This window comes from Roseovarius amoyensis, assembly GCF_003260265.1.
Classification (GTDB): Bacteria; Pseudomonadota; Alphaproteobacteria; order Rhodobacterales; family Rhodobacteraceae; genus Roseovarius; species Roseovarius amoyensis.
This window is the reverse complement of sequence record NZ_QITQ01000008.1, coordinates 83,187-95,484: the sequence shown is the minus strand read 5'-3', so window position 1 is coordinate 95,484 and position 12,298 is coordinate 83,187. Positions and strand designations below refer to the sequence as shown.

The 12,298-nt window shown below is 60.8% G+C and carries 17 protein-coding genes; 5 read left to right on the top strand and 12 right to left on the bottom strand.

Annotation, left to right across the window (positions count from 1 at the left end; all coding sequences use genetic code 11):
• Positions 1-537: 537 nt before the first annotated feature.
• On the bottom strand, positions 538-714 hold the full coding sequence (locus DL899_RS09175) for a heavy-metal-associated domain-containing protein (RefSeq protein WP_231024373.1): 177 nt from the start codon (positions 712-714) through the stop codon (positions 538-540).
• Between DL899_RS09175 and DL899_RS19370 the strand changes: the two genes are divergently transcribed.
• The 5 genes from DL899_RS19370 (at position 674) to DL899_RS09155 (ending at position 5,616) form a co-directional block, all read left to right on the top strand.
• Positions 674-835, top strand: a complete 162-nt coding sequence (locus tag DL899_RS19370; RefSeq protein WP_162685538.1) for a hypothetical protein — start codon at positions 674-676, stop codon at positions 833-835. The two genes, DL899_RS09175 and DL899_RS19370, sit on opposite strands and share 41 nt — an antisense overlap.
• 43 nt (positions 836-878) lie before the next feature.
• Positions 879-3,386, top strand: coding sequence for a heavy metal translocating P-type ATPase (locus tag DL899_RS09170; RefSeq protein ID WP_111734052.1), 2,508 nt, complete (start codon positions 879-881; stop codon positions 3,384-3,386).
• Between the two features lie 18 nt (positions 3,387-3,404).
• Positions 3,405-3,824 carry a Cu(I)-responsive transcriptional regulator gene (gene cueR / locus DL899_RS09165; protein ID WP_111734050.1) on the top strand — a complete coding sequence of 140 codons (420 nt, stop codon included), beginning with the start codon at positions 3,405-3,407 and terminating at the stop codon, positions 3,822-3,824.
• Positions 3,825-3,956: 132 nt separating this feature from the next.
• Positions 3,957-4,829: a DUF305 domain-containing protein gene (locus tag DL899_RS09160; protein ID WP_111734048.1), complete on the top strand. Its 873-nt coding sequence runs from the start codon at positions 3,957-3,959 to the stop codon at positions 4,827-4,829.
• Positions 4,830-4,851: 22 nt separating this feature from the next.
• On the top strand, positions 4,852-5,616 hold the full coding sequence (locus DL899_RS09155; RefSeq protein WP_203212310.1) for a MauE/DoxX family redox-associated membrane protein: 765 nt from the start codon (positions 4,852-4,854) through the stop codon (positions 5,614-5,616).
• Positions 5,617-5,719: 103 nt separating this feature from the next.
• On the opposite strand, the gene DL899_RS09150 is transcribed toward DL899_RS09155, so the two are convergent.
• The 11 genes from DL899_RS09150 to DL899_RS09105 form a co-directional block, all read right to left on the bottom strand.
• Positions 5,720-6,460 (bottom strand): cytochrome c biogenesis CcdA family protein, encoded by a 741-nt coding sequence (locus tag DL899_RS09150; protein ID WP_203212311.1) that lies wholly within the window; start codon positions 6,458-6,460, stop codon positions 5,720-5,722.
• Complete coding sequence (locus DL899_RS09145) at positions 6,457-6,948, bottom strand: hypothetical protein (RefSeq protein WP_089963146.1); 492 nt, start codon at positions 6,946-6,948, stop codon at positions 6,457-6,459. Before DL899_RS09145 ends, DL899_RS09150 begins: the two co-directional genes overlap by 4 nt.
• Positions 6,945-7,640 carry an SCO family protein gene (locus tag DL899_RS09140; protein WP_111734042.1) on the bottom strand — a complete coding sequence of 232 codons (696 nt, stop codon included), beginning with the start codon at positions 7,638-7,640 and terminating at the stop codon, positions 6,945-6,947. The genes DL899_RS09145 and DL899_RS09140 overlap by 4 nt, the downstream gene beginning before the upstream one ends.
• A gap of 61 nt (positions 7,641-7,701) precedes the next feature.
• Positions 7,702-7,974 carry a hypothetical protein gene (locus DL899_RS09135; protein WP_111734040.1) on the bottom strand — a complete coding sequence of 91 codons (273 nt, stop codon included), beginning with the start codon at positions 7,972-7,974 and terminating at the stop codon, positions 7,702-7,704.
• A 40-nt stretch (positions 7,975-8,014) separates the two neighbouring features.
• Complete coding sequence (locus DL899_RS09130; RefSeq protein WP_111734039.1) at positions 8,015-8,296, bottom strand: hypothetical protein; 282 nt, start codon at positions 8,294-8,296, stop codon at positions 8,015-8,017.
• Positions 8,297-8,377: 81 nt separating this feature from the next.
• Complete coding sequence (locus DL899_RS09125) at positions 8,378-8,890, bottom strand: TlpA family protein disulfide reductase (protein ID WP_111734037.1); 513 nt, start codon at positions 8,888-8,890, stop codon at positions 8,378-8,380.
• A complete protein-coding gene (locus DL899_RS09120; protein WP_111734036.1) occupies positions 8,887-9,483 on the bottom strand; it encodes a DsbE family thiol:disulfide interchange protein in 597 nt (198 codons plus the stop codon). Before DL899_RS09120 ends, DL899_RS09125 begins: the two co-directional genes overlap by 4 nt.
• Positions 9,480-9,857, bottom strand: coding sequence for a c-type cytochrome (locus tag DL899_RS09115; protein ID WP_244968379.1), 378 nt, complete (start codon positions 9,855-9,857; stop codon positions 9,480-9,482). The genes DL899_RS09120 and DL899_RS09115 overlap by 4 nt, the downstream gene beginning before the upstream one ends.
• 202 nt (positions 9,858-10,059) lie before the next feature.
• A complete protein-coding gene (locus DL899_RS20080) occupies positions 10,060-10,194 on the bottom strand; it encodes a hypothetical protein (protein ID WP_009503829.1) in 135 nt (44 codons plus the stop codon).
• A gap of 66 nt (positions 10,195-10,260) precedes the next feature.
• A complete protein-coding gene (locus DL899_RS09110) occupies positions 10,261-10,716 on the bottom strand; it encodes a DUF411 domain-containing protein (protein WP_111734032.1) in 456 nt (151 codons plus the stop codon).
• 38 nt (positions 10,717-10,754) lie between these two features.
• Positions 10,755-12,107: a multicopper oxidase family protein gene (locus DL899_RS09105; protein WP_239494655.1), complete on the bottom strand. Its 1,353-nt coding sequence runs from the start codon at positions 12,105-12,107 to the stop codon at positions 10,755-10,757.
• Between the last annotated feature and the right edge of the window lie 191 nt (positions 12,108-12,298).

The window sequence follows — 12,298 nt, the reverse complement described above, 5'->3', positions numbered from 1 at the left end:
AGCAATAGGATCCGGGAATACCAAGTCTGCGTCTGGAATGACGACAGAAATGCATATTCCGTTACAACACTGAGTTGATTGATGCTCTGTTTCACCCATGTCGGAGGATATGTCATCCACGTCAACTGTCGCCGGGTGTTTCATGTGGTCGGCGTGGATATCAGTTCCCTGACCAACTGTCGGTTCGCTGAGAAGGGAGCTGATCGATCCAGAATGCTGACCATCATGCATTCCCGAGGCCGCGTGTGCCGCAGAAGGTGGAGACAGAACCAATGCCAACGCAAAAGCGAAGCAAGTGAGGAATTTCACCCATACCGAAGTGGCGACACGCATTCTCATAAACGGCAACTTGGACGTTTTGACAAATTAGTCAACGCTTACAGCGCGGGAAGGTTTGGCACAATCTAGCGAGGCAGGCGAATTCTCGCTGCGAGCGCTCAAAACTGTTGCGCAATAGATACATAGCAACGTTCACCAGTCAGACAGAAGACGCGAAAATGGTAGTGAGTACTTCAGTAATGACTGGAAGTGCCGGGACTAACTCAGTCTTTGCGATCCGTAGCCCGCATCGTGAATCGCTGCCTTCAGAGCGCTTTCATCCAATGCGCTATCTACCTCGACGGAACGCGCAGTCAGGTCACAGGTGACAGTCGCGTGTGGGTCTATCGTCACAATGGCCTTCTCTATCGACGCGGTGCAATGTCCGCAGTTCATGTCCGGCACGCTGAACCTGATCATCACGATCTCCTTCTTGCTGCTGCTATCTAGGGCGTTCCCCTATGGGAAGGTCAATGCCCGAAAAAATTCCTCGATGCACCTGTTGACCTTCCAGTGAATGGAACCCTTATGTGAGGGAGGATCAGAATCAGGAGATTTCCATGTCCGGTCCGCACAACGTCCGAATTTCCCTTCAAAACATGTCCTGCGCCTCTTGCGTCGGGCGGGTGCAGCGTGGGCTTTCCGGCCTGCCGGGTGTCAGCGACGTTCGCGTCAACCTCGCCAGCGAGACGGCCCAGGCGCAGATCGACGGGCCGGAGCGCATCTCGGACATCGTCGAGAAGCTGGAAGAGATTGGCTATCCGGCCCGTAAGCAGAGCACTCGCCTGAACGTGGCCTCCATGTCTTGTGCGTCCTGCGTTGGGCGGGTGGACAAGGCGCTGGCGGCGGTGCCGGGCGTGCTGGACGTGAACGTCAATCTGGCATCGGAAACTGCGACGGTAACGTATCTCGAAGGCTCGGTTGCGGTTGCGGACCTGCTGAAGGCGGCGGGTGACGCAGGCTATCCCGCGACCTTGCCGCCGGACAGCGCGCCGGAAGACACGAGTGCCCGCAAGGATGAAGAGGCGCGGACGCTGGCTCGCAGGACCGCGCTGGCGGCGGCCCTCGCCCTGCCTGTGTTTCTGCTGGAAATGGGCGCGCACCTGATCCCCGGCATGCATGGTCTGATCGGCGACACGATCGGCCATCGGGCAAGCTGGCTGATCCAGTTCGTCCTGACCACGGTGGTTCTGCTCTGGCCGGGGCGCAGCTTCTACACGCGCGGGTTTCCAGCCCTGCTCAAGCGTGCGCCGGACATGAACAGCCTTGTCGCGGTCGGCACTTCTGCCGCCTATCTCTATTCTCTCGTGGCGCTATTCGCGCCCGCGCTGCTGCCCGAAGGGTCGCGTGCCGTCTATTTCGAGGCGGCGGCAGTCATCGTCGTGCTAATCCTGCTGGGCCGGTGGCTGGAGGCGCGCGCCAAGGGCCGCACCGGCGCAGCGATCCAGAAGCTGCTGGGCCTTCAGGCCAAGACCGCCCGCGTGCTGGTGGACGGAGAGCCTGAGGACGTGGCCATCGAGCGCATCGCCGCGGGCGACATCCTGCTCGTGCGCCCCGGAGAGCGGATTGCCGTGGACGGTGAAGTGACCGAAGGCAGCGCCCGCGTCGATGAGAGCATGATCACCGGCGAGCCGGTGCCTGTGGCCAAGTCGTTGGGCGATCCCGTCACCGGCGGGACCGTCAACGGTTCCGGTGCCTTCCAGTTCCGTGCGACACGCGTGGGAGCGGATACGACGCTGGCGCAAATCATCCGTATGGTCGAAGAGGCGCAGGGTGCCAAGTTGCCGATCCAGGGTCTGGTGGATCGGATCACCCTGTGGTTTGTGCCCGCTGTCATGGCGCTGGCGCTGCTGACGGTGATGATCTGGCTGCTGGTCGGACCGTCGCCCGCCTTGTCCTTTGCGCTGGTCGCCGGAGTATCGGTGTTGATCATCGCCTGCCCCTGCGCGATGGGGCTGGCCACACCGACGTCGATCATGGTCGGCACCGGCCGTGCCGCCGAAATGGGTGTGCTGTTCCGCAAGGGCGACGCCCTGCAACAGCTTTCGACCGTCGATGTGGTCGCGCTGGACAAGACCGGCACGGTGACCGAAGGACGCCCCGAACTGACCGATCTGGTGCTGGCCGACGGCTTTGAACGGGCCGAGGTGCTGGCTCTGGTCGCGGCGGTCGAGGCGCGGTCGGAACATCCCATCGCCGAGGCCATCCTGCGGGCGGCGAAGGCCGAGGGCGTTGCCCGGCACGACGCGCAGAAATTCAAGTCCATCACTGGCCACGGTGTCCGGGCAGAAGTCGCGGGCCGGGACGTACTGGTGGGCGCCGACCGTTTGATGGCTCGCGAAAGGCTGGACATCGGCGCGTTGGTCGACGAAGAGCGCCGCCTGGCCGAGCGGGGCCGCACCGCGCTTTACGCCGCCATCGACGGACGCGTTGCCGCCGTCATCGCCGTGGCAGATCCGGTGAAGCCATCCAGCGCGGCCGCCATCCGGGCGCTGCACGATCTTGGCCTGAAAGTCACCATGATCACCGGCGACAAGCGCGAGACGGCAGAAGCCATCGCGCGCGAGACCGGCATCGACCATGTGATCGCGGGTGTGCTGCCGGATGGCAAGGTCGCGGCATTGGACGATCTGCGCGGCACGGGCCAGCAAATCGCCTTTGTCGGCGACGGCATCAACGATGCGCCCGCGCTTGCCCATGCGGACGTGGGCATCGCCATCGGCACCGGCACCGACGTCGCCATCGAATCGGCCGACGTGGTGCTGATGTCGGGCGATTTGCGCGGCGTGGTCAACGCGCTGGAAGTGTCGCGGCGTACGATGCGCAACATCCGCCAGAACCTGTTCTGGGCCTTCGGCTATAACGTAGCCCTCATTCCGGTGGCGGCGGGGCTGCTCTACCCGGTGTCGGGCCTGCTGCTGTCGCCGGTGCTGGCGGCTGGGGCAATGGCGCTCAGCTCGGTCTTCGTACTGACGAACGCGCTGCGCCTGCGCCGTGTCCGCCCGGCGATGGACGACGCGGCGAAGGCCGCGACTGCCCCCCGCATGTCCCCCCTCCCGGCAGAATGAAACAAGGAGAAAACGATCATGAATATCGGAGACGTGGCCGACCTGTCCGGCCTTCCTGCGAAGACCATCCGCTACTACGAGGACATCGGGCTGGTCGAGCCGCTGCGCAGCGCGAACGGTTATCGCAGCTTTCGGCAGAGCGACGTCCACAAGCTGGCGTTTCTTGGGCGAGCGCGTGCGCTTGGCTTCACCATCGAGGACTGCCGGAGCCTGCTGAAACTCTATGCCGATACCGACCGCGCCAGCGCGGAGGTCAAGCAGATCGCCGAGGAACACCTCGACCGGATCGACCGGAAAATCGCAGAACTGACCGAGATGCGCGCGACGTTGTCGCACCTTGTCGATGCCTGCGCTGGCGATCACAGGCCTGATTGCCCGATTCTCGCAGATCTGGCGATGGAAGAGGGTAAGACCCGGACCGCAAGGGCAGCGGATTAAGCGGGCTTCGATCTGTCCCCCAGCGGGCCGCGCCACCCATAAGGTGCGACTGGCTGCAGCTATTTCGGAACATTCCAGCGCGGGAAAGTTGTTCCACCTCTAGACTTCACGATTTCGAGAGAGGACAACTTCATGTCATATGGCCGCTTTTTCGCGATGATCGCCACATCTACCGTCGTCATGTTCGGTCTGATGTATCTCAATACCTACCTCTGGACGCATGTGTTCTGGTCGGAAACGCGGGCCTACATGGCTCTCCTGATGGGTGCCACCATGGCGATCATCATGCTGGGCTTCATGCTGTCGATGTATTCCAGCAAGACGGCTAACGCAGCCATCTTCATCGGTGCCGCTGTGGTCTTTGCCGCCTCGCTTTGGCTGGTCCGCAGCCAAGTGACGGTGGGCGACACCAGCTACATGCGGGCAATGATCCCGCACCACTCGATCGCGATCATGACCTCCAGCCGCGCCGATATCTCGGACCCGCGCGTGCGCAAGCTGGCGGATGAGATCATCTATGCGCAGGACAAGGAAATCGCCGAGATGCGTTATCTGGTGAACGATATCGACGCCAACGGTGACAGTCCGGCACAGTCAGAAAGCGGACCGACGCAGATCATGAGCCTTGACGAGGCGCTATCAACCCCGGAAGTCGCCATTCTCGACCTCGAATTTCTTACTACGGAGGACATTGCGCAGATGTTTCCCGGCGGCGCGGCGTGCACGTTCACCTACACCACCACAAGCAGGCCTGCGCTTGCGGTGGGCCGCATCGACGGTGGGAGTGTAGCTCTCGCCAAGATCAGCGGCGATCTGGTGCGGCTGGAGGCTGGCGACGCCGGAAGCACTTGGGGCACGGAAGGCATGACAGTGGCGTTGAGCGCGCCGAGCGGAACCGGCACATTGGACGCAAATAGTGGCGAAATGCAGGACGCCGATCTCGTTCTCGAACTTGGGTCCGGTCTGCGTGCAGGGTATCGCGGATATTACGGTTGCGGTGCCTGAACCAGAAACTGGAGGAAACACCATGCCGAAAGACGCATCGAAATCAGCCCAACTCTACCGGATGGTCATGCAGGATCATCTTTGCCCTTATGGTCTCAAGTCCAAAGACCTGCTCGAACGGGAAGGGTACGAGGTCGAGGATCATCACCTGACGACACGTGAGGAAACCGATGCCTTCATGGAAAAGCACGGGGTCGAGACCACGCCGCAGACCTGGATCGGCGACAAGCGGATTGGCGGCTACGACGATCTGCGGGTCCATTTCGGCCTCGACGCGCCGGAAAGTGAGCGCTCGGACACCTCCTATCGGCCGGTGATCGCGATCTTTGCCGTCGCGTTTCTGATGGCGCTCGGCCTGTCATGGTACAGCTTTGGAACCATCCTCAGCCTGCGCGCGCTGGAATGGTTCGTCTCGATCTCGATGTGCTTGCTTGCAGTGCAGAAGCTTCAGGATGTCGAGAGCTTTTCGACCATGTTCCTGAATTACGACCTGCTGGCGCGCCGCTGGGTGCGCTACGGCTATCTCTATCCCTTCGGAGAGGCCTTCGCCGGTATCCTCATGGTCGCCGGGGCGCTCACCTGGCTGTCGGCACCCGTGGCCTTGTTCATCGGCACCGTCGGCGCGGTTTCGGTCTTCAAGGCCGTGTACATCGAAAGGCGCGAGTTGAAATGCGCCTGCGTCGGGGGAGACAGCAACGTGCCACTAGGGTTCGTCTCGCTCACCGAGAACCTGATGATGATGGTCATGGGTATCTGGATGCCGATCCGGGTCTACCTGATCGGTTGACGGCCCCGCGACCTCTACAGAGGCGCGGCGTGTACGACCTTTTTGACTGGTGGAGATGATCCCCACTTACCAGCCATCGCGCCAAGAGCTGGTTCGAAGTTCGTCAGCCGATTGTCGCGAGAAAGGGAAACGTCCCCAGCAGCCAATATGCAAACCGTGACAGTTGCCCGGTCATGATGGCAACTCCCATGATGATCATGGCAACACCCGCGCCCTTGTAGAGCCAGCGACCGGCCTTGCCGATCTGCCTTACCCGCGCGGCGATGGCGTCGGTGAACAGCGCAGCCAGCAGGAAAGGCACCCCCAGACCAGCGGAATAGATCGACAGCAGCCAGATGCCGTCCGACATGCCGCCGGAGGTCGAACTGAGTGTCAGGATCGCGCCGAGGATCGGTCCGATGCAAGGTGTCCAGCCAAAGGCGAAGGCCAGTCCCAGCAAGTAGGCCCCAAACGGGCGACCGCCGGGAATGTCGAGATTGAAACGGGTATCGCGCGAGAACGCATCCAGACGAAAGATACCCACCATGAACAGTCCGAACAGAATGATGATCCCGCCACCGAAATAATTCAGCTCAGTGCGCCATGTCAGCAGCAGCGACCCGAGCGCGCTGGCCCCGGCCCCGAGGGCGACGAAGACCGTCGAAAAGCCCAGCACGAAGCAGGCACTCAATCCGAGCGCCCCGGCACGTGCCCGCAGACCAACCGACCGCGTCGTACGCAGGTCCGGCTGCCCCGCAATGTACGAAACGTAGCCGGGCACCAGTGGCAGTACACAAGGCGACAGGAACGAAATGGCACCCGCAAGGAAGGCCGCGAAAATGCCGATGCCGGAAATATCCATCATGTTTCTCGCTTAGTGTTGAAGGACCACACGGCCCACCAGAACGCGACCAGCGGGACCACGATCCATTGCAAAACAGGTGACAGGCCCGCATCGAGGACCGGAATGATCGGCATCAGGTCCGAATAGGCCCAGGCCGCGCGGATCACGATGTTGAGCCATTCGCTGAACAGCGTGTATCCCAGTCCAAACACCACCGTCAGGACGGTCACAGACCGCCGCGTGGAGGCGACTAGGGGCCAGCCCCGGCCCGACAGCATGAGGGCAAGCATCAGCGCGCTCATGGCGATCAGGATATCACCACCCGTGCAATGGACGGCTGCGAAGACAATCTCACCCCAGGTGCCCTCGTTCCATATCGTGTAGAGCGGCATATGCGCGAACTCCCAGATCAGATTGGCCGGGATGATCACCGAAAAATACCGACGCAGAGCTGTCAGGGAAATTCCGTCTGTCGAGGACAGCCTGACGCCAGTCGCAAAGACACTCATTGAGACACACCTGTCAGCCGGTCCCACCAGCTGGGCTCCCGGCGTCGATGCTGTGCGTTGTTGATCAACTCGCTGACATAGAGGATGAGGTTCACGTTCTTGAAGTCCATGCCATGAAATTTTGCAGCGAACCGCCCGCCGATATCCACGACATGGGTGACCGCTCCGTGCATCATCATGTCGCTGTCGGCGGTCATCGTGAACTCCAGCCCATATTCCCGCGCCAGAAGGCGCGTTGCGTCATCAGATTGATCAGGCTGCTTGGTCAAAATGACCCAGTTGCTCGGATCGAGTCCATGCCGATCCACGTAATCGCGCAGCACGTCCGGCGTGTCATTCACCGGATCGGTGGTGATCGAGATGAACTGCACAAGCTCCTTCATCGGCCCGTCGTTGATCGAAGTCTGTATGGCCGCGATCTTTTCGGAGTGGAGCGGGCAGATATCCGGGCAATTGGCGTAGATGAAGTGCAGGATGATCACCTTGTCGCTGAAATCCGACAGGCGCACAGTATTCCCCTCGGAATCCTGCAACTCGAAACCTGGTGCCTGCACCTCATCGACAACCTGGAAGTATGGCTCCATCTCGAACATACGTGCATCCAGGTTTTCACCGGGATGATCGGCTAAAGCTGGAGAGGAGATCGTACCCGCAAGTATCGCCAAAGCGGCGCGTCGTGTCAGTGCTGTCAATTCTTAAATCCTTCAAAACTTTTGCCTGCCGATCCGCAGACCGACAGGCATTTTCGGCAGTTTAGCCGTCAGAATTTGGCGACGGCATCATGCCGCCGTCCATGTTCTCCGTCATGGACGCCATCATCTCGGTGCAGGCTTCCATCATGGGCTTCATTTCGGCCATCATCTTCATCATGCTCTCCATATCGCCATCCATCATGCCGCCTTGCATGGCACCGTCATTCTGCATCATCTCGCCGGTATCAGGCGTCGCCTGTTCCTGGGCGCTGACGGCAAATGCACTTGCGGTAACGGCTGACGCTACGACGAAGGTTTTAAATGCTTTTCTCATGGTTTTCTCCTTGGGTTAATCGTGTGGTTATCGAAAGAACTCAATCGGGAGACGCCCCCTCGGGCGATTTGGAACAGCCCTTTCCGGACCCGCCCTTCATGCACAGACCCAGGCCGCACATCGCAGCGCAGGGGGCCAGCGAGACCAGAACAGGCGCGAGCCCGATCGCGCTGAGCCATCCCCAGTTCAAGGCCATGCCGCCCCCGATCAAGGTTGCCGCACCGACGAACAGCAATCGTCTGCGCGTCAGCCACCCGGGCCAGTTGCCTGCGCTTTCGATGTCGGCGGCACCCGCGATGTTGGAAGGTGATATGTCGGTCATCCGGGAAATCCTTTCGATATTAGTGAAGTAGTCATTCCAGTAACTGGAAGATCAAGGTTGAGAGAACGTCTTCTGGGGCACTCATTCGATAAATCCGCTCAGAAAGGACACCATTTCGGGGTCGTCCCATTCGGCCGGGCCGACCAGTCGACCAAGCTCCCGCCCCTGCGCGTCGATCAGGATCGTCGTCGGCAGGCCGACAGTACGCAGCGCAGTGGCTGAAAGCATGGTCTGGTCGACATACATCTTGAGATTGGAAACTCCGATTTCGTCGTAGAAGCGGCGCACGACTTTTGATCCGGCCCGGTCGATGGAAAGGGCGACCACCTCGAAGTCGTCGCCGCCAAGTTCCGCTTGCAGCGCATCCAGTGTCGGCATCTCTTCCCGGCAAGGGACGCACCAAGTTGCCCAGACATTCACGAGGATCACTTTGCCGCGAAAATCTTCCATGTCTCCCCGGCTTCCGTCTTCTTTCTCGTAGCGCACATTGGCGACAGGCTGCGGGGTGTCGTGAAGTGCAAACCCTTGCGGTGTCGCGAAAGCCGCGCCGACGGACAGTGCCAAGGCGATCAGCGCCGGTTTCAGATTTTTCATGGCGTTTTCTCCTTGGCGGGTTGGGTTTTGTGGTCACGGACGATCGGCAGCAGCGTTTCCTGCAGGATTGCTCGTGTGATCGGACCAACATGGCGGTAGGCGATGGTGCCGTCGGGCGCGATGACGTAGGTTTCGGGCACGCCATAGACGCCCCATTCGATACCGGCGCGTCCGTTGATGTCGGCCCCGATGCGCGCGTAGGGATCACCCAACTCGTCGAGCCAGGCGCGCGCCTGATCGGGCGGGTCCTTGTAGTTGATCCCGTAAAGCGGCACCTCACCTGTTGCGCTCAACTCCATGAACAGCGGATGTTCGGCCCGACAGGGCACACACCAAGAGGCAAAAACGTTCACCAGCGAGACATGGCCGATCAGATCCTGCGTCGAAAGACCTTCTTCGCGGCCGAGCACCGGGGGCAGCGCGAAGTCGGGCACGGGTTTGCCGAGAAGTGCCGACGGCAAGTCGTCGCCACCCCTGAAAAGCCCCCAACCGAACAGGACCATGAGGGCAAAAGCTATCAGCGGCACCAGCACGAACCCAGAGATTCTGCGTCTCGTCACAGGGTCGGCATTTCTCTCGACCTCTCCCGTCATGGCTGCGCCTGCTCATCGGCAAGGGATCGGCTTTCCTGCGACGCGCGGATCCGGTTGGGCCATGTGCTCTTGATGTAGTCAATGATCGCCGTGATCTCATCGTCTGTCAGCACATCCTCATATCCGGGCATGTCGCTTTCGTACCCGTTCCCGACAATCGCCGCCGGTCCGCGTTTCACGATGTCGAGCAATACGCGGTCGGGGTGATGCCAGGTATGGCCGGAGGCGTCGTGCGGCGGGGCAGGCAACCTGCCGTTCGGCAATCGTGTGCGCCATTCAGGTTGCCCCTCCAGGTTTGCCCCATGGCAACTGGCACAATTCTCTTGATAAAGGCGCTCGCCCATGAGCACGTCGCTCTGCGCCGCTACGGGCAAAACCGTTGTGGCGAGCAGGACAGCCGAGAGCCTAATCGTGTTTTTCACTAAGTTTCCGCCTTCTTATTGCGAGCCACCTACAGAGGACGATGAGTGCCGCGAGCAACGACAGGACAAGCAGGACGCAAAGCGCCCAGACCAATCCCATCGACAACAGGCTGTCGCCGCTGCTGGCACCTTCAGTCCGCATTTCGGCGCATTTCTATTTTCCGCTGTCCGAGCGGATGTATTTGACCAAGGCGATCGCCGCGAGCACCAGCACACCCACGATCAGCAACCAGACGAGGCCCATCGCAATCATCATGCCGCCGCCCATCATTCCACCGTCCATCATCATGCATTCCATCCTTTGTTTTCCCTTGAAACCGGTCTGGCACGGGTTCGCACCAGACCGCGCGATTGATCATTCGACCGAATATACGGTCGGGCTCACACCTTCCTCGACGGTGTAAATCTTGAAGGGCTCCTGTTTCGCGCCGCCCATACCCGGCGACCCCAATGGCATGCCGGGAAGTGTCACACCGGCAATTTCCGGGCGCTCTTCGAGCAGCCTGTTGACGACATCGATCGGCACGTGTCCGCTGACGACGTAATCGTCGAGAAAGGCTGTATGACAGCCTTGGAAGTCGTCCGGGATACCAGCCTCGCGACTGATCTGCGCGAGATCGTGGGTCGGCCGCACCTCCACCGTGAAACCGTTTTCGCGCAGATAGTCCGCGTAGCTTTCGCAGCATCCGCATTGCGGGTTCTTGTAGAGCGTGACCTCCTGCGCTGCGGCAGGCGCGGCATTCAGGCTCATCGCGAGGACGGCGACGGCACCTGCCGTGCCGAGGCTGGTAAATCCAAGTATCTTGTTCATCGGTTCATTCCTTTTCGTGGTCATTGGGTTGTGAGATTTCAGATTTTGGTCGTGCCGGGATCGACGCGGATGACGCCCATCATGCCCGCCGCTTGGTGTTCCAGGATGTGGCAGTGGAACATCCAATCGCCGGGGTTGTCCGCCACGAAGGCGATCTCGACCCGTTCTTTGGGGGCCATCAGGACGGTGTCCTGCCATTCGCGATACCGAGTCGATTGCCCGTTGCGCGCGATCACACGGAACGAATGCCCATGGAAATGGATCGGATGGTGCCATGCGGTGCGATTATCCATCTCGAACACGTGCGATGTGCCCTGCGGCAGGACCAGCAAGGGGTCCATCGTGTGCCCCGTCGCGGCTTCGCCGTTGATGAACCACATGTTGCCCTCGCGCATCTGCTCCATCATCGACCCCATGCCGCCGCCCATCATCATCTGCCCCATCATTCCGCCGTTGAAGACGATCTGATGCCGCGCGGCCGACGCCATGTCCGGTTCCGCCAACGGGTTGGGTGGCAGGTCCATCGACCAATCCGGCACACTGTCCCGCAGCCTGTCAGGCCCATAGACGAGGTCGACCAGACGGTATTCGAGGCCGTCGTAGAAGACATCGGTGACGGTGACGACTTCTCCGGGCTTGCCGGTCATGTCGATCACCAGATCGACACGCATGGCCGGGCCGATCACTACGATATCGCCATTTGGTGCATGAGGGGTCACGGGTTGACCATCCAGCGCGACCACAGCCGGTGCAAGACCGCCGAAATCCAGCCCGAATATCCGCGCGTTCGCCGCGTTGACTAGCCGCAAGCGGATGCGCTCACCGGATTGCACCGAGATTTGTTCGGGGATCTGACCGTTGATGGTCACGGAATTGCCAATACGACCGCCGTGCATCGCGTCATGGCGGTTGCCGAAGTCATCCGACAACTGCCCCGCCCGCGTCATGCGCCAGTCGTCCAGCATCCAGGTCACGTCGCGATCGACGCGGATCGGGTCCGCCTCCTCGACGATCAGCGACCCGTAAAGCCCGCGTCCGACCTGTTCCGAACTGCGCTGGTGCGGATGGTACCAGAACGTGCCCGCATCCAGCGCATTGAACTCGTAGAGAAAATCGCCATCAACCGGGATCGGATCCTGTGTAAGGAACGGCACTCCGTCCATCGCATTGGGCGTGCGGATGCCATGCCAGTGGATTGTGGTCCCTTCATCCAACCCATTCTGAGCCAGAACGCGGATTCGGTCGCCCTGGCGTACTCGGATTTTAGGGCCGGGGACGGATCCGTTATAGCTCCAGACATTAGTCGGGCCGTATGGTGACGGGCGCAGGGCGGCCTGTCCGGATGCCGCGCGTAGGACGAATGGGTCCCCAGTTGGATCGGCCATCGCCATTCGTGCAGGTGACAGAGCGGATAGGGCTGTGAATGCGGCACCTGTGCGAAGCACGTGCCTTCGTGAAATCGGTCTGTGGAGGATCATCGCAACTGCCTTGATCTGAAAGGGTCGCACTCAGCCAGCTTCGGCCAAAGCAACAATCAGGCCTCGCAGCAGGCGAGGCCGGTTTCAGGTTCAGACAGGCAGTT